The sequence below is a fragment of the Peribacillus cavernae genome (assembly GCF_003989135.1).
Taxonomy (GTDB): Bacteria; Bacillota; Bacilli; order Bacillales; family DSM-1321; genus Peribacillus; species Peribacillus cavernae.
Genome location: NZ_RYZZ01000036.1, coordinates 1 through 25,331, shown reverse-complemented (window position 1 = coordinate 25,331; position 25,331 = coordinate 1). Strand labels below are relative to the sequence as shown.

Here is a 25,331-nt window from a genome sequence, read left to right as displayed (position 1 = left end):
AGATTGAAATAGGCAGAAGAGTGATCCTTGCGCTTTTCTTGGAGCAAGGTGTAAAACGGAGGGAAAGACATGAAACCATCAATTAGGCTTGTTTTGCATACAGGAAAAGTTTTCATTCTATTTGTGAGCTTTACTGTTCTTTTTTATTTCGGAATGATATGGTTAAATCAGGAGTATGAGAGTTATCATCGTTATGACGAACCAAAGGGAGCGGCAATCAAGGTTACAAAAGCTGTGGAGTCTCCTAATGATTCCTGGTTTGACCGGTTAATGCTTTTGTATTTAAACGGGGAGTAATGCAAATGGAAGACCGACTAAGAGACTTTATTCATTTTTTAACAGTGGAAAAAGGATTAGCGAAAAATACGCTTATTTCCTATGAGCGGGATTTGAAATCTTATATGGCTTATTTGAAGAATGTGGAGCAGCTGTCCGACTGGAATAAAGCCCGGAGAGTCAGCATCATCCATTTTTTATCTCATTTAAAAGATCAGGGGAAATCCTCAAAAACGCTAGCGCGGCATATCGCATCGATCCGGTCCTTTCATCAATTCCTGATCCGCGAAAAGGTATGTGACCAGGACCCATCGGTACATATTGAAACACCCCAGGCAGAGAGGAGTCTGCCGAAGGTGCTAAGTCTGGAGGAAGTCGAGGCCTTGCTTGAAGCTCCCAAATCGAATGATGGATATGGCCTTCGGGATAAAGCGATGCTTGAGCTGCTTTATGCAACGGGCATGCGTGTGAGTGAGCTGATTAACCTGGATGTGAGCGACATCCATGCGACGATGGGATTTGTCCGCTGTCTCGGAAAAGGGAGCAAGGAACGGATCATTCCTATTGGAAAAACAGCACTCGCTGCGATTGAACAATATTTGAATCGGGGCCGGAGGAAATTTGCTACCAGTAAGAACAAGACAGAGTCGCTTTTTTTGAACCATCATGGAAACCGGCTGACTCGCCAAGGCTTTTGGAAAATCCTCAAAAAGCTTGCAAAAGAAGCAAATATCGAAAAAGAGCTTACCCCGCATACATTAAGGCACTCGTTTGCTACACATCTATTAATGAACGGAGCGGACCTTCGGGCTGTACAGGAAATGCTGGGCCACGCCGACATCTCCACAACACAAATCTATACGCACGTAACCAACGTCCGTTTAAAAGATGTCTATTCCAAGTTTCATCCGCGCGCCTGATTATACTAGATTCCCAGATTAGAAGCTGACTGAACTTAAAAGGCCGAATCCGCATAGGGTTGGCTTATTTTAGTCAGCTTTTTTATCAACAGAAATGCAATTAATATTTGTCATCATGGAAATAAATCGTTTACAATATAGATGTCAGACATCTGACATCAAAAGTGGCTACATGAGAGTAAAGATTATTTGGTTATTTTGAGGGTAAAATGAAATATTATAGAGCTTTACAGAGTTTTCATTATCATAGGAGGGAAAAGTGTGATGAAAAAATCTGATTTTAAACGGGTCTTTTTGCTTGTGATGGACTCTGTCGGAATAGGGGAAGCGCCCGATGCCGAACTATTTGGTGACGAGGGAGCCGACACACTTGGACATATCGCGGAAAAAATGAATGGATTAAACATGCCCACGCTTGGAAAATTGGGGCTAAGTAATATCCATGAAGTGAAAGGCATCGAAAAGGCTGATCAACCGAACGCCTATTATACAAAAATGAAAGAAGCTTCAAAGGGCAAGGATACGATGACAGGGCACTGGGAAATCATGGGCTTGAACATCAGCACTCCGTTCCGGGTATTTCCGGATGGCTTTCCGGAGCTATTAATCCAGGAACTTCAAGCTAAAACAGGCCGCAGCATCATTGGCAACAAACCGGCAAGCGGAACGGAGATTATCGAGGAGCTTGGCGAAACGCATATGAAAACAGGCGCCTTGATCGTCTATACCTCCGCTGACTCCGTGCTTCAGATTGCTGCACATGAAGAGGTCATCTCTTTGGAGGAGTTATATAAAATTTGTGAAGTGGCACGGGAGATTACGATGGCTGATGAATTTAAGGTTGGCCGTGTGATAGCCCGTCCGTTTGTTGGAGAACCGGGAGGCTTCAAAAGAACGCCAAACCGCCACGATTACGCTTTAAAGCCATTTGACAGAACCGTTATGAGTGAATTAAAGGATGGTGGGTTTGACGTACTGGCCATCGGAAAGATCGCCGATATTTTTGATGGTGAGGGAGTGACCAAATCATTACGGACGGTATCCAATATGGATGGCATGGACAAATTGCTGGAAACGATCGAGATCGACTTTACCGGTTTAAGCTTCCTTAATCTTGTTGATTTCGATGCTTTGTACGGGCATCGCCGTGATCCGGAAGGCTATGGCAGGGCACTGGAGGAATTTGATGCCCGCATGCCGGAAGTGCTTGAAAAGTTGACAGAGGATGATTTGTTGATCATAACAGCAGACCACGGAAACGACCCTGTCCACCACGGTACAGACCATACTCGTGAATATGTGCCGCTGCTTGTCTATTCCAAGCGTTTTGAAACTGGAAAAGAGCTTCCGGTACGGGATACTTTCGCTGATATCGGCGCTGCCGTGGCTGCTAATTTTCATGTAAAAATGCCTTCTTTTGGCAAAAACTTTTTAGGAGATATTAAATAAGGAGAGCTATTGACATGTTTGAAAAACTAGAAAAAGCAGCCGGATTTATTGAGGAAAAGCTTAACGGAAGACCGGAAATCGGATTAATTCTAGGATCAGGCCTCGGGGTGCTTGCTGATGAAATCGAAAATCCTGTAAAAATCCCTTATCAGGATATCCCTGAATTCCCAGTCTCGACTGTGGAAGGCCACGCCGGCCAGTTGGTGCTAGGTTCGTTAAGCGGCAAGAAAGTGGTGGCCATGCAGGGGAGATTCCATTTCTATGAAGGTTACTCGATGGATAAAGTGACGATTCCGGTCCGTGTTATGAAACTTTTAGGTGTCGGAACGTTGATTGTCACGAACGCAGCCGGGGGTGTCAATGAAAGCTTTCAAGCGGGCGATTTAATGCTGATAACCGATCATATCAATAATACGGGGACAAATCCGCTGATCGGTGCGAATGATAAGCGTTTCGGTCCCCGTTTCCCCGATATGTCAGAAGCCTATAGCAGAGAGTTGCAGACTGTTGCCAAAGCTATCGCCGGAAAGCTGAACATTGGCTTGAAAGAAGGCGTTTATGTCGGGAACTCCGGTCCGACTTATGAAACACCTGCAGAAGTCAAGCTTGCACGAGTGCTTGGCGGCGATGCCGTCGGGATGTCCACCGTTCCGGAAGTGATTGTTGCCAGGCACTGTAGCATGAAGGTTCTCGGAATTTCCTGCATCACAAACATGGCAGCCGGAATTCTTGATCAGCCGCTTTCCCATGAAGAAGTAATCGAAACAACTGAAAAGGTGAAAAGTAGTTTTCTAAGCTTAATTAAAGAAATCGTTAAAGCAATATAAAAGCAAACAATCCTCTATTCAAAACCTTAAAGAGTGGTGAATCGAAATGAGAATGGTAGATTTAATCGAGAAAAAACGGGACGGCCTGGCATTAACAACTGATGAAATTCAATATATTATTAGCGGATTTACAAACGGCTCGATTCCTGATTATCAAATGAGTGCACTATCGATGGCAATTTATTTTCAGGGGATGACGGAACAGGAACGTGCGGATCTAACGATGGCAATGGTTAACTCCGGTGATCAAATTGACCTTTCCGGGATTGAAGGCATTAAAGTCGATAAACACAGTACAGGCGGCGTTGGTGACACGACTACTCTCGTGCTCGGTCCTCTTGTGGCGGCAGTCGGTGTCCCAGTGGCAAAGATGTCTGGCCGCGGCCTTGGCCATACCGGGGGAACGATTGATAAATTGGAATCAGTGGCCGGATTTCACGCTGAAATTGAAAGTGAACAATTCATTGAGTTAGTTAATAAAAATAAACTTGCAGTCATCGGCCAGAGCGGAAACTTGACGCCTGCCGATAAAAAGCTTTATGCGCTGCGCGACGTAACAGCGACTGTTAATAGCATTGCCATGATTGCAAGCTCAATCATGAGCAAAAAGATTGCCGCCGGTGCAGATGCAATCGTGCTTGATGTTAAAACGGGTGCAGGAGCTTTCATGAAAACCCTTGCAGATTCAGAGGACCTGGCGAGGGCGATGGTGGACATCGGCAACAATGTCGGCCGAAATACGATGGCTGTCATCTCGGATATGAGCCAGCCGCTTGGCTTTGCGATCGGAAATGCACTGGAAGTGAAGGAAGCCATCGACACGCTGAAAGGAGAAGGCCCTGAAGATTTAACCGAGCTTTCGCTTACGCTTGGAAGCCATATGGTGTATCTCGCTAAAAAGGCGGACACACTCAAGGAGGCTCGTGGATTGCTTGAGAATGCGATAAAAGACGGGTCTGCCCTCCATGCTTTCAAGGTGTTTCTCGAGGCACAGGGTGGAGACGCTTCTGTTGTTGATGAACCAGCGAAACTTCCGCAGGCCCAATATTCATTCGAGCTCGAAGCGAAGGCAGAAGGTTATGTGTCTGAAATCGTAGCCGATGAAATCGGGACCGCGGCAATGCTGCTCGGAGCAGGCCGCGCAACAAAGGATTCCGTCATCGACTTAAGCGTAGGTCTTGTGCTGCGCAAAAAAATTGGCGATCAAGTGAAAAAAGGTGAATCGCTTGTCACGATTCACAGCCATTTTGAAAATGTCGCCGAAGTGAAAGAAAAGCTATATGCAAACATTAAAATCTCCATAGACAAAGTCGAAAAGCCAACCCTGGTTTATAAAGAAATCACTAAGTAATGAATGCTTCGGACAGTTGCTCCCTGCATGTTTAGGGGGCCGCTGTCCGAGAGCTTAGGAAATGGAAGGTTATTGATCTTTTAGCCAACGCTCATAAAAGTCATCCATCGCTCTTAAAATCAGAGTAACGCTCATAAATATCGGTAATGGCTCACAAATCTGAATCATAGCTCTTAAAGTTCGACTAATGGCTCATGTTGCAAAAAGGAGCCGCTAAGCAGTCGAGATGATAGTAATAGAATCCATGAAAGGCTCCTCTTTTACAGCTAAAGCTCATAAAAATCAGCCATCGCTCTTAAAATCAGAGTAACACTCATAAATATCGGTAATGGCTCATAAATCGGAATAAAAGCTCTTAAGGTTCGACTAATGGGCTCATAAGTGCAAAAAGGAGCCGCTAAGCAGTCGAGATGATAGCAAAGAATCCATGAAAGGCTCCTCTTTTACAGCTAAAGCTCATAAAAGTCATCCATCGCTCTTAAAATCAGAGTAACGCTCATAAATATCGGTAATGGCTCATAAATCTGAATGCTAGCTGAGAGTTGTTTCGTACCAAAGTCAATGCAAAGAAGAACCCTCCATAATTTCTGTGTCAGTTTTCACTTATTTGTGATTTTTCGACAATGAAAAAGCTGGTCCATCAGGATGAAAATCCTTTGGATCGGCTTTTTTTTCGTATCCTTTGATTCCATGAACCTCCGTTTTATTACATTTTTTGTCAGCATTAAAAATATTTCTTTTTATTCTTCTTTTTTTAAAAACATATCTGTATAAATATGGTTTGGTTGGAAATGCTGTAGCAATATAGTAAAACTTTCGGCATTTGAAAAGATAAGAAAGTACAACATTTTCAATGTTATCGGTAATTATGATTACCAGGTGCGTTATTAAGATTAGGAGGGGTTTGGGAATGAAGCGATTTCTGTTTCTTTGCTTTGCGTTATTGTTAGCAGCAAGTGTAGTTGTTCCAAATGCTTATGCTGAAGGGGAAAAGGGTGTCAATTTGGCTGATAATTCGAAATCGGCCATCTTGATAGAAAGAGATACGGGAGCTGTTTTGTATGAAAAAAACTCAAATGAAAAACTCCCTCCTGCAAGCATGACAAAGATCATGACCATGGTTTTGATCATGGATTCCCTTGACAAAGGTGAGCTTACACTCAAGGAGAAAATCCGCACAAGCGAATATGCTGCGTCGATGGGCGGCTCGCAAATCTTTCTTGAGGCGGGGGAAGAAATGACCGTTGAACACATGCTTCAAGGTATCGCAATCGGTTCCGGAAACGATGCGTCTGTGGCGATGGCCGAACGACTGGCTGGCTCTGAAGAGGAATTTGTGAAGAAGATGAACGAGAAAGCCGCGGAACTTGGCTTGAAACATACGAAATTCCAAAATGCAACCGGTTTGCCTGTCGAAGATCATTACAGCACTTCCCATGATATGGCCATCATGGCAAAAGAGCTGCTCAAATACGATATGATCACCAAATTTACAGGCACCTACGAGGCTTATTTGCGTGAAGATACCGACAAAAAGTTCTGGCTTGTTAATACAAACAGACTGGTTAAATTTTATCCAGGCGTAGATGGACTGAAAACCGGTTTTACAAACGAGGCAAAATATTGTCTCACCGCTACCGGGAAAAAAGGGAACATGAGGGTCATTGCAGTTGTCATGGGAGCGCCTTCTCCTAAAGAGCGAAATGCAGAGGTGACGAAAATGCTTGATTATGCCTTCTCTCAATTTACCACACACCCTATTTATAAACGCGGTGTCGCGTTAAAGTCTGTTCCAGTCAGCAAAGGAAGCAAAAAAACGATAATCGGTGTAACCAGCGAACCGATTTCCGTCCTGACGAAAAAAAGCGGCAGCTCCAAAGATTTTACCCAAAAAATCAGCATGCACCAAAATCTGAAAGCCCCGATAAAGCAGGGCGATAAGATCGGAATGTTAAAGGTTATCAAGGATGGAAAGACCGTGGTCGATTCACCGATTGTTGCAAAGGATGACATGGAGAAGGCCAGCTGGTGGGAAATGTATAAACGCGCATTTGGAAAGATTACCCAATCAAAATAATTCCTTCTGTCAAAAAAAAGCAAATAGCAACTACTTTCGGCGAATCGGCACTAGTTTTGTCACCAAGAAGGAAATCGCATCACAAAAATAGAATTTGACTCACTATACGGCAGATAAGGAGGCTATATAGTGAGTCTTGTCATTGATATGGAAGCAAGGAATGCTGTTCTTTGCATCCGATTAAAAGGAGAGCTGGATCATCACGCATCGGAAGAACTGAAAAATCGCGCGAGCGCGGCTATTGAAAATGATGGCATCAAGCATATTGTATTGAACCTGGAGGAGCTTTCCTTTATGGACAGCTCAGGACTTGGAGTGATTCTGGGACGCTATAAACAGATCAAACACAATCATGGTGAAATGGTAGTCTGCGCAATCTCGCCTTCAGTGAAGCGGTTATTTGAAATGTCAGGATTGTTTAAGATCATTAAACTGGAACTTTCCGAGGAAAACGCTTTACAAAGATTGGGGGTTGCGTAGTTATGAAAAATAAGATGGAAATTCAATTTTCAGCGTTGAGCCAGAATGAATCTTTTGCCCGTATTACGGTGGCTGCTTTTATCGCCCAGCTTGACCCCACCCTGGATGAATTGACTGAGCTGAAAACAGTTGTGTCAGAAGCTGTCACTAACTCAATTATTCATGGCTATGAAAATGATCCGGATGGGATTATCTATATTTCCGTGATGATTGACGGTGACATTGTTGAGATGACAATCAGAGATGAAGGCATGGGAATTGAAGATGTGGATGAGGCCGTTCAGCCATTGTATACAACAAAACCGGAATGGGAGCGTTCCGGAATGGGATTCACAATCATGGAAAATTTCATGGATGAAATGAAAGTCATTTCCCATAAAGGCGAGGGAACGATCATTCGATTAAAAAAGCACTTAACAAAAAGTAAAGCTTTGGCGAATTAAGGGAGTTTTGCATATGGATGTGGAGGTAAAAAAGAAGAAAAACCAGGTCCATTTAAAAGATGATGAATTACGGGATTTAATCCGGCGCAGCCAGAGTGGGGACCAGGAAGCAAGAGACAAAATTGTCAGCAGCAATTTAAGACTGGTATGGTCAGTCGTCCAGCGTTTCTTAAACCGCGGGTATGAGCCTGATGACCTTTATCAAATCGGGTGTATCGGACTGTTGAAATCAGTTGATAAATTTGACCTGTCATTTGAAGTGAAGTTTTCAACCTATGCTGTCCCGATGATCATCGGCGAAATCCAGCGATTTATCCGCGATGACGGAACAGTCAAGGTGAGCCGTTCATTAAAGGAAATGGCGAATAAGATCAGGCGGGCGAAGGAAGAATTATCGAAAACACTGGGAAGGGTGCCAACCGTGAATGAGCTTGCCGAATATCTGCAGCTTTCGCCGGAGGAAATCATCATGGCCCAGGATGCAAGCAGAAGCCCCTCGTCCATTCATGAAACCGTATATGAGAATGATGGCGATCCGATTACCCTTCTTGACCAGATTGCCGATACAAATGAGTCCAAATGGTTTGATAAAATAACGCTGAAAGAAGCCATCTCAGATTTAGATGAACGCGAAAGGCTTATTGTCTATCTGCGGTATTATAAGGATCAGACCCAATCCGAAGTGGCCGTGCGTCTGGGTATATCACAAGTACAGGTGTCAAGGCTTGAAAAAAAAATACTTCTGCAAATGAAGGACCACATGAATCAATGATTCGTGTGGTTTTTTGTGTCTAAAAAAAGTCAACAAGTGGAAAAGAGATTATTGCTTTTAAAAATGAATGAACCGCCAACTATGGATGGCGATAACTCAATAAAAGAGATTTAGTAAACAACTATTTTTGAAACAGGCACATTTTTCAATGAAGGAATGTGTTGACTATTGTTGATTTATGTCTTAAAAACGAATATTATAATAAATGGCTTTTAATTTATTCGGCTTTTACACGAATTTGGAGGTTTTTCAGATCATGTTTGAACGATATTTTTCACTGCAAAAGAACGGCACTTCAGTGCGCACGGAAGTGTTTGCCGGTATTACGACCTTTCTGACAATGGTCTATATCATCATTGTAAACCCTGCCATCCTGAGTTCAATCGGGATTCCATTTGAACAGGTATTCATGGCTACGATCATCTCAGTCATCACTGGGACGTTAATCATGGGGATTTTTGCGAAGCTGCCAATTGCGATTGCACCGGGCATGGGCTTGAATGCCTATTTTGCAAGTGTTGTCGGAGCACAGGGCCTATCTTATCAAACGATATTTGGCACGGTATTCATCGCAGGTTTGTTGTTTATTCTGCTAAGTGTGACTAAATTTCGTGAAACGATCATTACGTCTATCCCAGCTTCTTTAAAATATGGAATCACCTCTGGGATCGGTTTATTTATTGCCTTTCTTGGCTTAAAGCAAAGCGGGATAGTCGTGCCAAATAATTCGACGATGATCACGCTTGGCGATCTGCATGAGCCGGTTACTGTTTTATCGATCATCGGACTATTTTTGACACTGATTTTAATGGCCAGAAACGTTAAAGGCGCTTTATTTTTTGGGATGTTGTTAACCGCTGTTATCGGTTATTTCATGGATTTGCTAATATTCAAGGATATCATCTCAAGCCCGCCGATTCCGGTTTTTTACGATATTGACATTGCTGGTGTTTTTTCAAACAGCTTATACGCAGTTGTTTTCGCTTTTTTGCTTGTCACACTCTTTGATACAACCGGGACGATGATTGCGGTCACCGAACAGGCTGGGCTAATGAAAGATGGGAAGTTTCCAAGAGCGAAAATGGCTTTTCTTGGCGATGCGATTGCGACTACAGTTGGTGCACTATTCGGGACAAGCCCGTCATCAGCGTATGTGGAATCAAGTACAGGGGTTGCAGTCGGGGGAAGAACTGGATTGACGGCGGTGGTTACCGCGATTTTATTTGCGGTTTCGATGTTCTTTTCACCGCTGATTTCAGCGATTTCCTCCCTTCCCGCGATAACAGCACCGGTTTTAATCATAGTTGGCTGTTTTATGATGGAAGGATTGGCAAGAATTGATTGGAAGCAATTTGATGAGGCGTTTCCGGCATTTGTGATCATCCTTACCATGCCTTTGACCTCAAGTATTTCCACCGGGATAGCGATTGGCTTTATCACTTATCCATTAATGAAAGTCTTTAGCGGAAAAGCGAAACAAGTCCACCCGCTCATCTACTTTTTTGGTGTCGTCTTCCTAATTCAAATGATTTTCTTCCCAACACACTGAAAAGCGGAAGCGCCTTGTAAAAAGGAACATCGACTAAGATCCGCCACGTCCTGTGGCGAACGTCGATGTCAGCGCATCCTGCGCAAGTCCGACAAGCATAAGACAGATCCCGAAAGAAGGCGCTTTTTGCCTTCTGTAGAGAAGAGGCTTATGACTCGAGGCCGACTAAGTACGCCACGTCCTTATGTCTTCGTCGGCACTAGCACGTCCTGTGCCTCGGGGCTAGGCTGCTGGAGCTAGACACCACTGAAAAGCGGAAGCGCTAAGTTATACTTTCTGGCTTATCTTTTTAAAAAACGTATCACTGTACCACTGCCTCTTTGGGCTGTGGTACTTTTTTTTACAAAAAATCCTGGAAGTTTATGGTCTTTTTGTTTGATTTGTATGTTAATGGCCAACAAATACATACTACACATAAAAGGAAATTGACGTACGAGGTGTGTGAGTGATGGACAATCTGGTGTATGTAAGAATGCGTCACCGCGTGCAGGTAAGGTCAAATCAAATAGTGAAAATCAAGGATATTGCCAAATTACTGGGACAGCCGGTCCTGGTCAAGGAGCTTGAGGAGACGGTTTTATTAAAAGTCACCAATGAAGATAATAACATTATTATCGTTGACTTGGTCCAACTGGTTAAAGAAATTCTGGACCAAAATGCTGATATTGAAATTCAGGCAATCGGGCCTTCCCAGACGATCATAGAGGTGGTCTACGAGAAGAAAAAGGTTTCTTGGCCGCTGTTTATTGCAGTCTGGATTCTGTTGTTTGTCGGGGCCGCGATTACGATTATGAATTTTCATGTAGATGTCAGCATGCAAACCGTTCATCAAAAGCTGTTTAAAATCATTACCGGCAAAGAGGACAGCAAGCCGCTGCTCATCCAAATACCGTACAGCTTCGGGCTCGGGCTGGGGATGATCTTATTCTTTAACCACTTTTTTCGAAAGCGATTTAATGAAGAACCGAGCCCGCTAGAAGTCGAGATGTTTAACTACCAGCAGGATTTAGATCAATATGTCATCATGAATGAAAATAAAGAGAGCATAAAAAAAATTGATGACAATTAAAATTATTTTTACTGTGTTTGTCGGATTTGCTGGTGGTCTGGCAGTCGGGGCCGGGTTTGTAGCTTTCCTGACGGTACTCAAGGTCATTCCGAGGCTGACCCAGCTCACAAAAACGATGAAGATGATTCAGCACTATGAATGGGCGATTGTGCTGGGGGTAATTACCGGAGCCTGGTTAGGCCTTCAAAATAATATTCTCTCACTGAATAAAGCTTTCCTCGTTCCGATTGGATTAGCGGACGGGATCTTCAACGGATTGCTGGCCGCTGCATTGACAGAGGTTTTGAATGTCTTTCCGCTCATTTCAAAACGGATCGGCATTCAGGAAAAGATCGTTTATTTGATTATGGCGATCGTGTTTGGGAAAATTGCCGGCTCTTTATTCCAATGGATTTACTTTGTGGATATATGAGGCCTGTACCTGCTTTTTTGCAAGACGATAATCGAGTGGCCTCCTAAATCGTGCGTAAAACGCAGGCTGTTCCTCGAAAGGAAAATGATGATTATGGCAGAAAAACGGAAAGTCATTTTTATAACGGATGGTGACGAATATGCAAGGCGTGCCGTGGAAATCACAGCCAAAGAAATCGGGGGCAGGTGCATTTCAATGTCACAGGGGAATCCATCCGTTCTTTCAGGGGCAGAGATCGTATCATTGATAAAACAATCCCCATACGACCCGGTCCTGGTGATGTTTGATGACAGCGGTTATATGGGGGAAGGATCCGGGGAAATGGCGATGCGCTACGTTGCAAACGATCGCGATATTGAGGTTTTGGGAGTGATTGCAGTTGCTTCCAAGAGCAGACATGAAGAATGGACAAAAGTAGATGTAAGCATTGATCGGGACGGCGAGCTTACACCTTACGGGGTGGACAAATATGGCGCTGTGGAATACGAATTGGGCCGGATTACCGGAGATACCGTTTATTGTGTGAATGAACTACATGCGCCAATCGTAGTCGGAATCGGCGATATTGGAAAAATGGCAAGAAAAGATGATTATAAAAAAGGTGCACCGATCACCAAATTGGCGGTGGAAATCATTCTTGAAAGGAGCGGGAATCATGACATCAGAAAGCAAGGAAGAAATGAAACCGATTCCTAACCGTGTATTTGAAGTTGAATCTTACATGAAGGAAAGAGTAGGCCTGGGCATAAGCTTTGACCTGGGTGTCCGAAAAATAACAGCCTTAAAAAAGGAAATCCATTTTTATTATGTAACCGGACTTGTAGATACATCATTCCTCATTGAAATACTCGAAGGCATTGTCGGTTTGAACGAAAGGGAACGAAGTACTTCCAAAGTTTATGAAATCGTACATAACAGAATCGTACATCAGCAGGTTAAGGAAGTAGAAACGCTGGATGAAATGGTAGTCGAGGTGCTATCCGGCCTGATTGCAATTGTGGTGGACGGCACCGGCAAAGCTTTAATCGTTGACGTGAGGAGCTATCCGGGAAGAATGCCGCAAGAACCCGATACTGAAAAAACTGTCCGCGGTTCGCGTGATGGTTACGTTGAAAACATCATCATCAATACAGCGTTAACGAGACGGAGAATCCGGGATGAAAGATTGCGGATTGAAATCATGAAAGTAGGCGAACGCTCAAAAACCGATATTTCCATCTGTTATATCAATGGGATTGTCGACCCTGACATGGTTGATATCATCCGTAAAGAATTGAAGAACATTTCATTAGATGGACTGACAATGGCCGATAAAACAGTAGAAGAGTATATTGTAAAACAAGGATATAATCCATATCCGCTTGTGCGCTATACGGAGAGGGCAGATGTCGCAGCCACTCATTTATTCGAGGGCCACGTGATTATTATTGTAGATAATTCTCCCAGTGTCATAATTACACCGACGACGATTTTCCACCATATGCAGCATGCCGAAGAATACAGGCAGTCACCTGCAGTAGGAACCCTGATCCGCTTGGTGCGTTTTTTGGGAGTATTTTCCTCGTTATTCCTGCTGCCATTTTGGCTCCTATTTACATTAGACCCTTCCTTGCTGCCAGAATCTCTTGCATTTATCGGACCGAATAAAGAAACGAATATTCCAATCGTGATCCAGATCTTCATTGCGGATTTCGGGTTAGAATTTTTGCGGATGGCCGCTATCCACACCCCGACGCCTTTATCAACGGCCATGGGGCTGATCGCCGCTGTTTTAATTGGCCAAATTGCCATAGATGTCGGTTTGTTTGTTCCTGAAGTAATCCTGTATGTTTCGGTAGCGGCGATTGGGACATATGCTACGCCAAGCCTTGAACTAAGCTTGGCCAACAAGATTTCGCGGCTGTTCCTGATGATCGTTACTGCCATCTTTCATATTCCTGGATTTATGATTGGCACAACAGTCTATTTTATTCTTTTGGCAAGCATCAAGACATTGAATACGCCCTATTTATGGCCGCTGGTGCCATTCTATCCGAAGGCGCTTTCATATATCCTGCTAAGGCGGCCTGTCCCGGGTTCAAGGATCAGGCCAAGCATCGTCCATCCTCGAGATAAATATAGGCAGCCGCGGTAAACAAAAGTATTGAAGTTGTCAGAGACATATGCTATTTTTGTTTTAACTATTAAAGCGTTAAAATAGTAATGAATATGAGGCTGACTCACGTAAATAGGGATGTTGCTGTTGCAGACAGTGTTCCTATATGGGTCTGCCTCATTTGTTTAGGGCGATGAGCTCCTTAGTCCGGAAGGGGAAATAGATATGCATGTATATGGAACTGCAAGTGTTAATGAAGAAGGAAACCTTGAAATTGGCGGTGTCGATACGTTAGAACTGGCATCCCACTTTGGGACACCGCTTTATGTGTATGATGTCGAATTGATCCGCGAACGGGCAAAAGGCTTTAAGAAAACATTTGAAAAATTGGGGGTACAGGCACAGGTTGCTTATGCCAGCAAGGCTTTTTCCTCGATTGCGATGATCCAGCTTGCGAAAGAGGAAGGATTGTCGCTTGATGTTGTATCAGGCGGTGAATTGTATACGGCATTAAAGGCTGATTTTCCAAAGGAACGGATCCATTTTCATGGCAATAATAAAAGTGTAGAAGAATTGGAAATGGCCCTGGACCATGAAATTGGCTGCATTGTGGTCGATAACTTTTCTGAATTGTCGCTGCTGGAAGAGCTATGTTCAAGCAGAGGACAAAAAATCGCTATTTTGCTGCGGGTGACTCCGGGAATCGAGGCGCATACTCATGATTATATCCTGACAGGTCAGGAGGATTCGAAGTTTGGATTCGACTTGTTGAACGGCCAGGCAGAAAGAGCCCTCGAACAATCCTTGAACAGTGACTGGATCGAAGTGCTTGGATTGCATTGCCATATCGGTTCACAGATTTTTGAAACGACCGGTTTTATCCTTGCGGCGAGAAAAATAATCGGGCAATTAAAAAATTGGCACCAGTCCCTTGGATTCGATTCAAAGGTACTTAACCTTGGCGGTGGATTCGGGATCCGGTACACAAAAGAGGATACACCGCTCCCTGCTTCTGTATACGTAGAAGAAATTGTAACAGAAGTAAAGAAACAGCTTCAGGATTCGGAATTGAACATGCCGGAAATTTGGATAGAACCGGGTCGCTCCCTCGTGGGGGACGCAGGAACTACCCTCTATAAGGTAGGCTCTGAAAAGGATGTACCGGATATCAGGAAGTATCTGGCCGTTGATGGCGGAATGAGTGACAATATTCGTCCTGCCTTGTATGATGCCAAGTATGAAGCTGTTTTAGCCAATCGGCCTTTAGAAGATCCTGAGGAGACGGTTTCAATTGCCGGAAAGTGCTGTGAAAGCGGTGATATGCTGATCTGGGATCTGCCGCTTCCAAAGGCGGGCCGGGGTGATATTTTGGCTGTTTTCTGTACCGGAGCTTACGGCTATTCGATGTCGAATAATTATAACCGGATTCCGAGACCTGCTGTTGTATTTGCAGAAAAAGGTGAGGCAAGGCTTGTGATCAGGCGCGAGACGTATCAGGATCTAGTCCAATTTGACGTTCCATTGCAGGAAGCCATCAAGAATAAATAAGAAAAAAGCGGAACCCGGCAAGAGAAGTCCGGGTTCCGCTTTTATTATCAATTAAGAAAAGAGTGCCTTGATCGCGTCGATCAGGCTGCCGAAGAATTCTTTCAGCTTGTCGAGGAAGGATTGCCCTTCTTCTGATTTTAGGAAAGTAGTCAGCTTTTCTTTTGCTTTGTCCAATTGGCCGCCGACTTGGTTCCAATCGATGTTCAAATCTTTTAACTTGTTGAATAAGTCAACCAGACTCTGGATTTGTTCATCTGTAAGCGTAATCCCAAGCTCTTTTGCGGAAGATTCAACGGTATCACGTACTTCTGCTTCCGTTTGAGGTGGATTTTCGGCCATGTTTTCTTTAATTTTTGTTATAAGGGCCGCAGCTTTATCTGAACCAACTTCATCGCCCAGCTTGGCGGTCTTAACCATTTCCTCATTTGCAGCCTGCTTAACATCCTCTGGAATAACCTTATCTGATGAAATCTCATAAGCTTTAATAATACCAGTCAATGCAGCTGTACCGGAAACAGGGATCGGGGCTGTAATATAGATCGATGCATCTTTAACGCCGGCCGTGGCCAGCGCATTGATATACATTTCCTCCGTAACCCAGTTGATATTTTTCGATTGGACTTTAAGGCCCGTTCCTGCCTTTTCAAGTGTGATTGCTGACGAAGAAATAGCCTTTGTCCCAATCAACCGTTTAGGAATATATTCTCCTAGATACTGATGTTCCTCTTCGTTCGTGATTGTCAGGATTTCTACTCCTTCAGGGGCATTCATTTCTGAAAGGAGCTCACTTTTTTGTTCGTCTGTCAGGTTTTGGCCGAGTGTAACGGTCATATCCCCGACAGCGGCATCGGCAAATGCCTTAAAAGGGAGCAACAAACAAAAGAGAAGAGACAATATCAGCCATTTTTTCATCATTTTATTTTTCATCATTTTCCTCCTCATAACACTAGGCGAAATAGAAACTTCTAGAACAGTATAATCACAAAATGGCATAGTTTCAAAATTTTAATTGCGTGGTACTATGATTATAATGTACTTTTAGGAGAAAAATTCCAGATTTGCAGGTGGGATTGTCAGGGGTGTGGCTCTATAGTAGAATAAGGACATTGTTTTATCTTTTTTTAAAAGGAAACATGGGAAAAGAGGCAACTTGTATGAGAAAGAGCAACATTACGCTGTTTAGTGCGATCGCTTTGATCTCGATAGTCTGGGGAGCCATTTACTGGTTTTTCATTGTTTGATGCCGGGCCGTGAATAAGCAAGCGCTTAAAGCGCTATTGAAACCGATAGCATACTTATGTATGATAGTAAGGATTACAAACAATCATTAAAAATACTACGTTCTTTAGTAACGAGGGATATTATATGTTAATCAAATATAAAAAAAGCTATGAAAAATTTGCAATGGGCCTGTTATCCTTTATGCCAACTGAAAAGGATATCAAAAAGCTCCGGCAAACAATGAAATCATATGAGACCGAAGAAAATATGCACCTTTTTCTTTGGAAGGATGACGAAATCATCGGCCTTATTGGCGTCAATGCAGCAGATGATCAGGAGTTCGTCATTCAGCATGTTTCGGTCAACCCATCATTCCGCCATCAGGGAATTGGAAAACGCATGGTCAAGGCGTTAAAGGACATGTACCCTTATAAAGACTTGCGGCCGAATGAGTTTACTGCTTCGTTTTTGGAAAAATGCGACCTGGAAAATAATCCGGATTAATAAGTATATAGAAAAACTAAAACCTTATTCCTTCAATAAAGGAATAAGGTTTTTCATATACTGCGTGTTTGGGTTCCATCTTTACATGTTAGCTGGCGTTTTCTTTCCTGGGTCACTTTGGTTCGGTCACGCAAAGCGTGTCTGTTTACCAGTTTTACATTAGCAAGGTCGCTTTCAGCGCACCAATTGTACCCATGCAGCTTGCAGCTATCCTCACATTGCTTGATTAACCCGGGATCTGTAATTGGAAGGTTAATGCTGTGGTACACACGATGAGACTCGATCCCATCCTTTGTTTTATTTAACAAAATAAGCATTTTTAGATGATCAATTCCTAGTTCGTTTATCTCTTCAGATTTCTTTTCCAGGATAGAAATTGCTTTTTTCATGGTCTTAAGGGCGCCTATGAAATTCCCCCTTCTATAATGATAGAAAGAAACGGCGATTTGAATGAGTCCTACCCAACGGGACCCTCGTTCCCCTGGAGCAACTTCCTTCCAATATTCCTCTAACACCTCGTGGCATTCAAAATAGTCCCGTTCACCATGAAAATGGATTAAATAAGAAACATATGGTTCAGGATAATGCAAGTGCCCCACTCCTTTTCTTATGTACATTGTAACACAATTAGGGCGTAGTTCCGATGATTATCTCCTCTTGTTCTGTATACAGAAATGGGACTGGCATTTGTAACAGCGCAGTCCCACAGAGATCTTGTGAATTAAAACCAGGATGCACCAACGATAATCAATAATATAAAGAGTACTACGATTAAAGCAAAGCCGCCGCCGTAGCCGGATCCTTTTTCACTCATGAAATGTACCTCCTTCTAAAATCCTTAATAACTCATTTCCTCCACATAATATGAAACTTCATCGAAAATGTTTGGGCACAGACAAATTTTATGAAATTTTTCGAATTAATGAAAAAGGGAGATACCTATTGGATAAGTGCCGCCAATCTACTATACTATGTATAGCAGGTAAAAGTGCCGCATGGGCAATTATGAATTATAGCGGGGTTTTATAAATGTATAATATAAAAATTGGCGCATTTGAGGGACCGATGGACCTGCTCCTTCATTTGATCAATGGACTTGAAATAGATATATATGATATCCCGATGGCTGAAATTACCGAGCAATACCTCGGGTATATTCACACTATGAAAGAGTTGGAGCTTGATGGAGCCAGTGAGTATCTGGTTATGGCTGCCACATTATTGGCGATAAAAAGCAAAATGCTGCTGCCCAAGCATGAAGAGGAATTCCTGGAGGATGGGGAAGGATTCGGATATGAGGAAGATCCGCGTGACGAGCTGGTTGAAAAACTGCTTGAGTATCGCAAGTTTAAAAATGCAGCTACTGAATTTAAAGCACTGGAAGAAGAGCGAAACCTCGTGTTTACAAAGCCGCCCAGTAATTTATCGGAATTCTCAAAGGTTGCAGAGCCTGATAAGCTGGATTTGAACGTAAGCTTGTATGATATGCTCGGCGCATTTCAAAAGCTGCTCCGCCGCCAGAAATTGCAAAAACCGCTTTATACAAAAGTGACCCGCCAGGAAATATCGATTGAAAAGCGCATGGATGAGATTCTCGCAGACCTTCATTCTTTCAGTGGAAGAAAAGGATTCTTTGATTTGTTTCCCAAGCCGGATAAGGAGCATATTGTCGTGACATTTATGGCTGTTCTTGAATTGATGAAGCTCAATGAAATTTTCGTTGAACAGGAGAGTAACTTCTCAGACATATTTGTGGCAACTAAGAAAGGTGTAGAAACAGTTGGAAACCATTAATTGGAAAGGCGTTATCGAAGCTTTGCTTTTTGCAGCTGGCGATGAAGGCCTGTCTTTGGCTCAGATATCCACCGTGCTCGAGATTACAGACAAACAGACCCTAGATATGGTCGAGTCATTAAAAGCTGATTATGAGAATGAAACAAGAGGGATCCAGATTATTGAAATGGCCGGAGCTTACTTGCTTGCTACGAAAAGAGAGCATTCCGATTATTTAAAGCGGCTTGTCGAAGCACCTAGCTCTCAAGGCCTGTCACAGGCGGCGCTTGAAACGCTGGCCATCATCGCCTACAAACAGCCGATCACGAGAGCGGAAATAGAAGATATAAGGGGCGTAAAGACTGAGCGGCCGCTGTCAACACTTGTTTCAAAAGCCTTAATTAAGGAAGTAGGCCGTGCAGAGGGATCAGGCCGAGCGTATTTGTACGGGACAACGAAAGAATTTTTGGATTATTTCGGTCTCAAATCCATCGAAGAGCTCCCGCCTCTTGCAGAGAATGAGGACGACGGATTTGAGCAGGATGGTGCCGATCTCTTTTTTGAAAAATTTCAGGAAACAATCGAATAACACTTTTTTCTGAATTATGATAATATACTTACTAATAATGAATACGCTTTTAAAGGCTAGAGGATAGTCTCATGAATTTTGACAGGTGTCTAGCGCAAGCAGCCTAGCCCCTCGAGGTCATAAGGCCCGGCTCCCTACAGAAGGCAAAAAGCGCCTTCTTTCGGGATCTGTCTTATGCTTGTCGGACTTGCGCAGGGATGCGCTGACGTCGGCGTTCGCCACAGGACGTGGCGGCTCTTAGCTGACGTTCCTTGAACAAGGCGCTTATGCTTTTCTTGGGAGGTGTTGGGTTGATTATCAAAGAATGCAGGGGGTATGAGCTGGAGAAAGGGCAGTCCAATACCTTTGAGGACTTTTTTAACCAGTCTGAAGTTACATACATAGAAGATGGAGAAGTGAAATCATTCTATGTTTTATATGTCCGTTATTTCGATGAATCGGTACATGAATTTACTCCTTATTCCGAAAACCCGCTGTTTTCTGCAGGGGAAAGAGACATTTATCTTTATGACATCACGGCGCTTGTCTGCTTGTTAAAAAATCCCGATTTTCGAGCCAGGAAAAGGGTGTATATCAATTCAATTAAGGAATTCGCTTCTTACTTCAACGGATTCAATCTGGAAAAGCTACCTGAAGTTTTCCAGGCACTTCAGCAAGAAAAAGAGTATAAGCTTAGCACAAATTCACTATTCACCATTTAGCAAAACTTTATCTAACTAGGAGGGTTTACGGTTGGGGAACACGATTGTTAAATCTCAGCTTGAGGATGTACGTGACTTTTTAGGGAATACGGTTGACAAGCTTGAACAGTTTTTGAATGAGATGACTTATTCAGAACTCCAGCAGGAAAAAAGCGGAGATGAAGCTTATTATAAGGGGCTTTTATCCGGCATAAGAAGATTGCTAGTGTATTGTGAGGAAGGTCTGGAAACATGTCAAATCGTCCTTAAAAATGAGGTCTTTCATAAAGCAGCAGCCGAAAAAACCTTATATAGAATTTACCATCAGTGTATTGAGGAATATTTCTCTCCTAAGTCGGACCGTTGGTATGAAGACAGCCGCTCCGCCTACACCGGGAAAAACTCGATTAAATTCCACTCCGAGGTTCCCGAAAGCATTACTTCCATTTTGAAAGAATTAGAAGCTGGTTTTCAGTCTGTGCGCGAAGAACTTGACTTCTATGAAACTGATTACCGTACAAAAATGATGCAATCCAAATAAAAGATACCTTTCGAAAGACGGCTGATAAGCCGTCTTTTCTTCTGTGAGGAAATAAAAAAAGATAATCTTTTTCAGTATGTACTGTTGTCTAGCTCCACGTACAGGATGTTAGTTGACGTTCTTTTTTATAAGGCGCTTCCGCTTTTTTAATAAAAGATATGGGCAACGGGCACCCATGTATCCAGATTTCATATGATACTTTGACACTTATGCAAAGTTTGGAGGCAAGAGAAATGAATGAATATATGGAATATGGTATACATGTGAAGGAGTGGACAAAAGGAATCTCTGAATTACTGGATCAAGCTGGACTGCGTGAAAATCTTTCAGGCAGCATGGACGAAGTTCTTGCTTTAGCCACTCCTCTCGAAGAAGGAAACGTTAGAGAAGCAGATATCAATTCTTTGCACCATGCTGTGGAATCACTTTATCGTGAAGCAGGTGAGTTGATGGATGGATCTAGTCATAGGCCAAAATCAGAAAAAACAATAGCGCCCGGTAAGCACACCCTTCCACCGCTTCCTTATCGATACGACGCGTTAGAACCTGTCATTTCAGAAAAAATCATGCAGCTTCATCATGATGTACACCATCAGTCCTATGTGGATGGTCTGAACAAGGCTGAACTAATGATGAAAAAGGCCAGAGAAACGAACAATTATGATTTATTGAAACATTGGGAAAGAGAAGCAGCCTTTCATGGGTCGGGCCATTATTTGCATACCATTTTTTGGGAAGTGATGACTCCACGAGGAGAAGGCAAGCCAAAAGGAGATTTGCTTAGAGAGCTGGAAAGGGACTTTGGAAGCTTTGATGCATTCAAAAAGCAATTCAGCGAGGCCGCCAAAAAGGTGGAAGGAGTAGGCTGGGCACTGCTTGTTTGGTCACCGCGCGCAAGGAGGCTGGAAATCCTGCAATCGGAACGGCATATGATCCTGACACAGTGGGATACGATTCCTCTGCTTGTGCTTGACGTTTGGGAACACGCCTATTACCTGCAATATACGACGAATAGAAATGCCTATGTCGATAATTGGTGGAATATTGTCAACTGGCCGAGTGTTACCGAAAGATTTGAAAAAGCCCGGAAGCTTGTCTGGAAGGCTTATTAACGAAGTTTACTAGTAGATCGATTGGCGCACGCGCCGGTCGATCTTCTTTAATTTAACTAAAAGAAAGATTTATTCATAACCCTTGTCCTGATGCATAAACTTGTACAAAACATAAAGGGACGTGGGGCATACATGCATTTTTTATATAGAAATATTCCGATTTTAATAGCCATCTTTTTATTTATTTCTTTAAATCCCGCTGGAACGAAGGCTGCAATGCCGGTCAGCGCCCATAACGCTATATTGATGGAAGAAGGCAGCGGCCGGGTTATTTATCAGGAAAATGCCCATCAAAAAAGTAAAATTGCCAGCATAACGAAAATAATGACTGCCCTGCTTGCTGTGGAGTCGGGCAAGCTTGATAAAACTGTAACAATCAGTGGTCATGCTGTTGGGACGGAAGGGTCTTCCCTCTTTTTGAAAAATGGGGAAAAAATGAAGCTGGAGGATTTAACATATGGCTTGATGCTAAGATCCGGCAATGATGCAGCTGTAGCGATTGCGGAATATGTGGGCGGAAGCCTCGATGGCTTTGTATGGATGATGAACCGGAAAGCCGAGGAGATCGGCATGAAAAACACCCACTTTTCAAATCCGCATGGCCTTGATAATACGAAGGATCATTATTCGACGGCTTATGATATGGCATTGCTCACACGCTATGCCATGAACAACGATACATACAGGAAAATTTCAGGGACAAAGGTCCATCGCGCCCCTAATACAATGGAAAACTGGGATTATGTATGGAGGAATAAAAATCGGCTGCTTACCCAGTTATATGAATACTGTACCGGCGGCAAAACAGGATTCACGAAATTGGCGAAAAGGACACTGGTGACGACGGCTTCAAAGAATGATCTTGATTTAATTGCTGTGACTTTGAATGGCCCCGATGATTGGAACGATCATATCTATATGTACGAATCGGCGTTTAAGGAGTATCAAAATACGGAAATCTTAGCGCCTGGCCCGCTTAAAGAAGTAAAAGAAAAGCCCTATAAAGGCAATATTTATATTAAAAACAGTTTTTACTATCCTCTCAATGAGGATGAAAAGGATGATATAAAAATAGAACTAAAGCTGCTTAAGCCGGAAAAGTCATGGAAAAAGCAAGCGGATTTCCCCGATAAAGTCGGCCTTGCAGAGGTTTACAAGGATGGGGACGAAATAGGTCAGAGAACGATTTTTTACGGGAAAGTAAAAGAAACGTTCAGTCTGGATCAGGTATCATGGCGTTCTGCATGGAAAGCTGCGTTTAATATGGTATTGGGGATCAAGCAAAATGGTTAATTATATATGGGTTGGCATGACGGTTATCGGTGTGGTGTTTGCGATGATCAACGGAACAATGGATCAAGTAAATGCCGCTCTTTTCAAAAGTGCAACAGAGGCTGTCACGCTTTGTTTGGGATTAATGAGCATCCTTGTTTTCTGGCTAGGCTTGATGAAAATTGCCCAGGATTCCGGACTGCTTGATAAGCTGTCCGGTTTATTCAGGCCGATTATCGGGCGCCTTTTCCCCGAGGTCCCGCCCAATCATCCGGCAATGGGCTATATCTTATCAAACATGATGGCCAATCTGTTCGGGCTTGGGAATGCGGCAACACCGCTCGGAATCAAGGCGATGGAACAGTTAAAGGAACTGAACGGCGGAAAAACTTCGGTGAGCCGATCGATGATTACTTTCCTGGCCATCAATACGTCCAGTATTACCCTGATCCCAACCACAGTGATTGCGATCAGGATGACGTACGAGTCTAAGGCACCGACGGACATCGTTTTCCCGACAATCATAGCGACCGCGATTTCAGCTGTCGCAGCTGTTGCAATTGACCGGTATTTCTACTTTAAACGAACCCGGAACGGGGTGAAATAGCTTGCAATGGATGACGACCATCTCAGTCTGGATGATTCCTTTAATAATCTGTTTTATTCTCATTTATGGTACTTTGAAAAAAATTCCTACGTATGAAGCATTCGTTGAGGGCGGAAAAGAGGGTATTTCGATGTCTTTCTCGATCATTCCTTTTTTGGTAGGTATGCTTGTCGCCATTTCCATTTTTCGTGCTTCAGGGGCACTCGATTTTATCGTCCAATTTTTGAAGCCGCTGCTGGAAATGTTTCATGTTCCGGCAGAAATTTTGCCGCTTGCCATCATCAGGCCGATATCAGGCACGGCCGCGCTGGGCATGACGAGCGATTTAATCTCCGTTCATGGTCCTGATTCTTTTATCGGCCGGCTGGCAGCGACAATTCAGGGTAGCACCGACACTACCTTTTATGTCTTGACCGTCTATTTCGGCGCAGTAGGAATCAAAAAGATGGGCGACGCAGTCAAGGTTGGCCTGCTCGCAGATCTGGTCGGGATTATCGCGGCAATTATAGTCGTCACACTTGTATTTGGAACAAAATAGAACCTTGAAAAAGGGCAGCCGCGGGCTGTCCTTTTTACTTTCAGAAAATATTAAATTTTGGTGACCGAAATAATCGTATGGTAAACTCATTATGGAAGTAGGAAAGGGCTCTATTGCTGAAAGTTTCCAGCCATCTATGTCAAGAATGATAGAACACGGCTGAGAAAACGAAAAGCATTTGTTTTTTCATTGTAATGTGCCATAATTGTATGATTGTATCATGGAAGAAATGAAATCCAGGCAGTTAGATGTAAGAGGTGAAGATAATGGAGCGTTTACAAAAGGTTATTGCCCATTCCGGGCTTGCCTCTAGACGTAAGGCGGAAGAATTAATTGTCGAAGGAAGAGTGAAAGTTAACGGAAAGGTCGTAAAAGAGCTCGGTGTAAAAATAGGTCCGAACGATAAGGTAGAGGTGAATGAAGTTCCGCTCACAAAGGAAGTTCCGGTTTACTTCCTGCTCTATAAACCGCGCGGGGTGATTTCGGCTGCTACCGATGATAAGAATAGAAAAGTGGTGACTGATTTCTTTCCTGAAATTAATGAAAGAATATACCCGGTAGGACGGCTGGACTATGATACTTCCGGATTGCTGCTCCTCACAAATGACGGTGAATTTGCCAATATCCTGATGCATCCGAAGCATGAGGTGGACAAGGTCTATGTTGCAAAACTAAAAGGAATTCCTTTGCGGGAAAATTTACGAAAGCTCGAAAAGGGAATAGTCCTTGAGGATGGCAAAACAGCGCCTGCCAAAACAAAGGTACTTTCCATCGATAAGAAAAAGCAGACGGCAATCGTTGAAATTGCCATTCATGAAGGGAAGAATCGCCAGGTCAGAAGGATGCTGGAGGCAATCGGCCATCCAGTGTTAAAGCTGAAACGGGAGCGATACGGCTTCTTGACGCTCAATGGGCTTTCTGCAGGGGAATCAAGAGAATTGACACCCCATGAAGTGAAGCAGCTGAGGGCCCTTGCTGCCACAGGACAGAAAAAGTAAGATTGTCACATAACCTTCAAAAATTGAAATAATGGACCCGTGTTGGTAAATGTTATAATGATAGAAAAGCGCAAGCGCCTTGAAAAGAACGTCGACTAAGAGCCGCCACGTCCTGTGGCGAACGTCGACGTCAGCACACCCTCGAAAAGCTATCGCTTTCCTTCGTGCGAAGTAATGCTGACGAAGCGTTCCTTGTCCTGTGCAAGTCCGACAAGCATAAGACGAGCA

Annotated in this window: 28 protein-coding genes; 25 read left to right on the top strand and 3 right to left on the bottom strand. The window is 43.4% G+C overall.

Features of this window, described 5'->3' with window-relative positions; genetic code table 11:
- Nucleotides 1-69 precede the first annotated feature (69 nt).
- The 15 genes from ELQ35_RS18655 (at nt 70) to lysA (ending at nt 15,268) form a co-directional block, all read left to right on the top strand.
- Entirely contained in the window at nt 70-297 is a 228-nt protein-coding gene (locus ELQ35_RS18655) for a YqzK family protein (RefSeq protein WP_126866698.1), read from the top strand.
- Nucleotides 298-302: 5 nt separating this feature from the next.
- A complete protein-coding gene (xerD, locus tag ELQ35_RS18650) occupies nt 303-1,196 on the top strand; it encodes a site-specific tyrosine recombinase XerD (protein ID WP_126866697.1) in 894 nt (297 codons plus the stop codon).
- A gap of 264 nt (nt 1,197-1,460) precedes the next feature.
- The gene (gene deoB / locus ELQ35_RS18645) at nt 1,461-2,645 is read left to right on the top strand and encodes a phosphopentomutase (RefSeq protein WP_126866717.1); all 1,185 of its coding nucleotides are present in this window, start codon (nt 1,461-1,463) and stop codon (nt 2,643-2,645) included.
- A gap of 14 nt (nt 2,646-2,659) precedes the next feature.
- Nucleotides 2,660-3,472, top strand: coding sequence for a purine-nucleoside phosphorylase (locus ELQ35_RS18640; RefSeq protein ID WP_126866696.1), 813 nt, complete (start codon nt 2,660-2,662; stop codon nt 3,470-3,472).
- Between the two features lie 46 nt (nt 3,473-3,518).
- Nucleotides 3,519-4,823 carry a pyrimidine-nucleoside phosphorylase gene (locus ELQ35_RS18635; RefSeq protein ID WP_126866695.1) on the top strand — a complete coding sequence of 435 codons (1,305 nt, stop codon included), beginning with the start codon at nt 3,519-3,521 and terminating at the stop codon, nt 4,821-4,823.
- 910 nt (nt 4,824-5,733) lie between these two features.
- A complete protein-coding gene (locus tag ELQ35_RS18630; RefSeq protein ID WP_126866694.1) occupies nt 5,734-6,900 on the top strand; it encodes a D-alanyl-D-alanine carboxypeptidase family protein in 1,167 nt (388 codons plus the stop codon).
- Between the two features lie 129 nt (nt 6,901-7,029).
- Nucleotides 7,030-7,380, top strand: coding sequence for an anti-sigma F factor antagonist (gene spoIIAA / locus ELQ35_RS18625; protein WP_126866693.1), 351 nt, complete (start codon nt 7,030-7,032; stop codon nt 7,378-7,380).
- Between the two features lie 2 nt (nt 7,381-7,382).
- Complete coding sequence (spoIIAB, locus tag ELQ35_RS18620) at nt 7,383-7,823, top strand: anti-sigma F factor (protein WP_126866692.1); 441 nt, start codon at nt 7,383-7,385, stop codon at nt 7,821-7,823.
- 13 nt (nt 7,824-7,836) lie between these two features.
- The gene (sigF, locus tag ELQ35_RS18615) at nt 7,837-8,595 is read left to right on the top strand and encodes an RNA polymerase sporulation sigma factor SigF (protein ID WP_126866691.1); all 759 of its coding nucleotides are present in this window, start codon (nt 7,837-7,839) and stop codon (nt 8,593-8,595) included.
- A gap of 256 nt (nt 8,596-8,851) precedes the next feature.
- Nucleotides 8,852-10,144, top strand: coding sequence for an NCS2 family permease (locus ELQ35_RS18610; RefSeq protein ID WP_126866690.1), 1,293 nt, complete (start codon nt 8,852-8,854; stop codon nt 10,142-10,144).
- Between the two features lie 448 nt (nt 10,145-10,592).
- On the top strand, nt 10,593-11,213 hold the full coding sequence (locus ELQ35_RS18605) for a stage V sporulation protein AA (protein WP_126866689.1): 621 nt from the start codon (nt 10,593-10,595) through the stop codon (nt 11,211-11,213).
- Nucleotides 11,203-11,625 (top strand): stage V sporulation protein AB, encoded by a 423-nt coding sequence (locus tag ELQ35_RS18600; protein WP_126866716.1) that lies wholly within the window; start codon nt 11,203-11,205, stop codon nt 11,623-11,625. The genes ELQ35_RS18605 and ELQ35_RS18600 overlap by 11 nt, the downstream gene beginning before the upstream one ends.
- Before the next feature lie 93 nt (nt 11,626-11,718).
- Nucleotides 11,719-12,321: a stage V sporulation protein SpoVABEA gene (gene spoVAEA, locus ELQ35_RS18595; protein ID WP_126866688.1), complete on the top strand. Its 603-nt coding sequence runs from the start codon at nt 11,719-11,721 to the stop codon at nt 12,319-12,321.
- Nucleotides 12,281-13,759 carry a spore germination protein gene (locus ELQ35_RS18590; protein ID WP_126866687.1) on the top strand — a complete coding sequence of 493 codons (1,479 nt, stop codon included), beginning with the start codon at nt 12,281-12,283 and terminating at the stop codon, nt 13,757-13,759. Before spoVAEA ends, ELQ35_RS18590 begins: the two co-directional genes overlap by 41 nt.
- Before the next feature lie 186 nt (nt 13,760-13,945).
- Nucleotides 13,946-15,268: a diaminopimelate decarboxylase gene (lysA, locus tag ELQ35_RS18585; protein WP_126866686.1), complete on the top strand. Its 1,323-nt coding sequence runs from the start codon at nt 13,946-13,948 to the stop codon at nt 15,266-15,268.
- 51 nt (nt 15,269-15,319) lie between these two features.
- On the opposite strand, the gene ELQ35_RS18580 is transcribed toward lysA, so the two are convergent.
- Entirely contained in the window at nt 15,320-16,198 is an 879-nt protein-coding gene (locus ELQ35_RS18580) for a DUF1002 domain-containing protein (protein WP_126866685.1), read from the bottom strand.
- Nucleotides 16,199-16,633: 435 nt separating this feature from the next.
- On the opposite strand from ELQ35_RS18580, the gene ELQ35_RS18575 reads away from it, so the two are divergent.
- Complete coding sequence (locus ELQ35_RS18575) at nt 16,634-16,993, top strand: GNAT family N-acetyltransferase (protein WP_126866684.1); 360 nt, start codon at nt 16,634-16,636, stop codon at nt 16,991-16,993.
- Nucleotides 16,994-17,046: 53 nt separating this feature from the next.
- Here ELQ35_RS18575 and ELQ35_RS18570 read toward each other — a convergent pair whose 3' ends face one another.
- The gene (locus ELQ35_RS18570) at nt 17,047-17,583 is read right to left on the bottom strand and encodes a DUF309 domain-containing protein (RefSeq protein ID WP_246026134.1); all 537 of its coding nucleotides are present in this window, start codon (nt 17,581-17,583) and stop codon (nt 17,047-17,049) included.
- Between the two features lie 131 nt (nt 17,584-17,714).
- Entirely contained in the window at nt 17,715-17,807 is a 93-nt protein-coding gene (locus ELQ35_RS18565; RefSeq protein WP_126866682.1) for a YjcZ family sporulation protein, read from the bottom strand.
- Nucleotides 17,808-18,022: 215 nt separating this feature from the next.
- On the opposite strand from ELQ35_RS18565, the gene ELQ35_RS18560 reads away from it, so the two are divergent.
- The 9 genes from ELQ35_RS18560 (at nt 18,023) to rluB (ending at nt 25,103) form a co-directional block, all read left to right on the top strand.
- On the top strand, nt 18,023-18,787 hold the full coding sequence (locus ELQ35_RS18560; protein ID WP_126866681.1) for a segregation/condensation protein A: 765 nt from the start codon (nt 18,023-18,025) through the stop codon (nt 18,785-18,787).
- A complete protein-coding gene (gene scpB, locus ELQ35_RS18555) occupies nt 18,774-19,355 on the top strand; it encodes an SMC-Scp complex subunit ScpB (protein WP_126866680.1) in 582 nt (193 codons plus the stop codon). Before ELQ35_RS18560 ends, scpB begins: the two co-directional genes overlap by 14 nt.
- 290 nt (nt 19,356-19,645) lie before the next feature.
- Nucleotides 19,646-20,056: a hypothetical protein gene (locus ELQ35_RS18550; RefSeq protein WP_185861828.1), complete on the top strand. Its 411-nt coding sequence runs from the start codon at nt 19,646-19,648 to the stop codon at nt 20,054-20,056.
- 31 nt (nt 20,057-20,087) lie between these two features.
- Nucleotides 20,088-20,576, top strand: a complete 489-nt coding sequence (locus ELQ35_RS18545) for a YpuI family protein (RefSeq protein ID WP_126866679.1) — start codon at nt 20,088-20,090, stop codon at nt 20,574-20,576.
- 233 nt (nt 20,577-20,809) lie between these two features.
- Entirely contained in the window at nt 20,810-21,688 is an 879-nt protein-coding gene (locus ELQ35_RS18540) for a superoxide dismutase (protein WP_126866678.1), read from the top strand.
- Nucleotides 21,689-21,820: 132 nt separating this feature from the next.
- The gene (locus ELQ35_RS18535; protein ID WP_126866677.1) at nt 21,821-22,981 is read left to right on the top strand and encodes a D-alanyl-D-alanine carboxypeptidase family protein; all 1,161 of its coding nucleotides are present in this window, start codon (nt 21,821-21,823) and stop codon (nt 22,979-22,981) included.
- Nucleotides 22,974-23,567, top strand: coding sequence for a nucleoside recognition domain-containing protein (locus tag ELQ35_RS18530; protein ID WP_126866676.1), 594 nt, complete (start codon nt 22,974-22,976; stop codon nt 23,565-23,567). The genes ELQ35_RS18535 and ELQ35_RS18530 overlap by 8 nt, the downstream gene beginning before the upstream one ends.
- Before the next feature lie 10 nt (nt 23,568-23,577).
- Nucleotides 23,578-24,105, top strand: a complete 528-nt coding sequence (locus tag ELQ35_RS18525; protein ID WP_370873448.1) for a spore maturation protein — start codon at nt 23,578-23,580, stop codon at nt 24,103-24,105.
- A 266-nt stretch (nt 24,106-24,371) separates the two neighbouring features.
- Complete coding sequence (gene rluB, locus ELQ35_RS18520; RefSeq protein ID WP_126866674.1) at nt 24,372-25,103, top strand: 23S rRNA pseudouridine(2605) synthase RluB; 732 nt, start codon at nt 24,372-24,374, stop codon at nt 25,101-25,103.
- Nucleotides 25,104-25,331 lie beyond the last annotated feature (228 nt).

Coding starts and splice junctions, on each gene's coding strand:
- ELQ35_RS18655 (WP_126866698.1), top strand. CDS start 70: ATGAAACCATCAATTAGGCTTGTTTTGCATACAGGAAAAGTTTTCATT.
- xerD (WP_126866697.1), top strand. CDS start 303: ATGGAAGACCGACTAAGAGACTTTATTCATTTTTTAACAGTGGAAAAA.
- deoB (WP_126866717.1), top strand. CDS start 1,461: ATGAAAAAATCTGATTTTAAACGGGTCTTTTTGCTTGTGATGGACTCT.
- ELQ35_RS18640 (WP_126866696.1), top strand. CDS start 2,660: ATGTTTGAAAAACTAGAAAAAGCAGCCGGATTTATTGAGGAAAAGCTT.
- ELQ35_RS18635 (WP_126866695.1), top strand. CDS start 3,519: ATGAGAATGGTAGATTTAATCGAGAAAAAACGGGACGGCCTGGCATTA.
- ELQ35_RS18630 (WP_126866694.1), top strand. CDS start 5,734: ATGAAGCGATTTCTGTTTCTTTGCTTTGCGTTATTGTTAGCAGCAAGT.
- spoIIAB (WP_126866692.1), top strand. CDS start 7,383: ATGAAAAATAAGATGGAAATTCAATTTTCAGCGTTGAGCCAGAATGAA.
- sigF (WP_126866691.1), top strand. CDS start 7,837: ATGGATGTGGAGGTAAAAAAGAAGAAAAACCAGGTCCATTTAAAAGAT.
- ELQ35_RS18610 (WP_126866690.1), top strand. CDS start 8,852: ATGTTTGAACGATATTTTTCACTGCAAAAGAACGGCACTTCAGTGCGC.
- ELQ35_RS18605 (WP_126866689.1), top strand. CDS start 10,593: ATGGACAATCTGGTGTATGTAAGAATGCGTCACCGCGTGCAGGTAAGG.
- ELQ35_RS18600 (WP_126866716.1), top strand. CDS start 11,203: ATGACAATTAAAATTATTTTTACTGTGTTTGTCGGATTTGCTGGTGGT.
- spoVAEA (WP_126866688.1), top strand. CDS start 11,719: ATGGCAGAAAAACGGAAAGTCATTTTTATAACGGATGGTGACGAATAT.
- ELQ35_RS18590 (WP_126866687.1), top strand. CDS start 12,281: ATGACATCAGAAAGCAAGGAAGAAATGAAACCGATTCCTAACCGTGTA.
- lysA (WP_126866686.1), top strand. CDS start 13,946: ATGCATGTATATGGAACTGCAAGTGTTAATGAAGAAGGAAACCTTGAA.
- ELQ35_RS18580 (WP_126866685.1), bottom strand. CDS start 16,198: ATGATGAAAAATAAAATGATGAAAAAATGGCTGATATTGTCTCTTCTC.
- ELQ35_RS18575 (WP_126866684.1), top strand. CDS start 16,634: ATGTTAATCAAATATAAAAAAAGCTATGAAAAATTTGCAATGGGCCTG.
- ELQ35_RS18565 (WP_126866682.1), bottom strand. CDS start 17,807: ATGAGTGAAAAAGGATCCGGCTACGGCGGCGGCTTTGCTTTAATCGTA.
- ELQ35_RS18560 (WP_126866681.1), top strand. CDS start 18,023: ATGTATAATATAAAAATTGGCGCATTTGAGGGACCGATGGACCTGCTC.
- ELQ35_RS18540 (WP_126866678.1), top strand. CDS start 20,810: ATGAATGAATATATGGAATATGGTATACATGTGAAGGAGTGGACAAAA.
- ELQ35_RS18535 (WP_126866677.1), top strand. CDS start 21,821: ATGCATTTTTTATATAGAAATATTCCGATTTTAATAGCCATCTTTTTA.
- ELQ35_RS18530 (WP_126866676.1), top strand. CDS start 22,974: ATGGTTAATTATATATGGGTTGGCATGACGGTTATCGGTGTGGTGTTT.
- ELQ35_RS18525 (WP_370873448.1), top strand. CDS start 23,578: ATGACGACCATCTCAGTCTGGATGATTCCTTTAATAATCTGTTTTATT.
- rluB (WP_126866674.1), top strand. CDS start 24,372: ATGGAGCGTTTACAAAAGGTTATTGCCCATTCCGGGCTTGCCTCTAGA.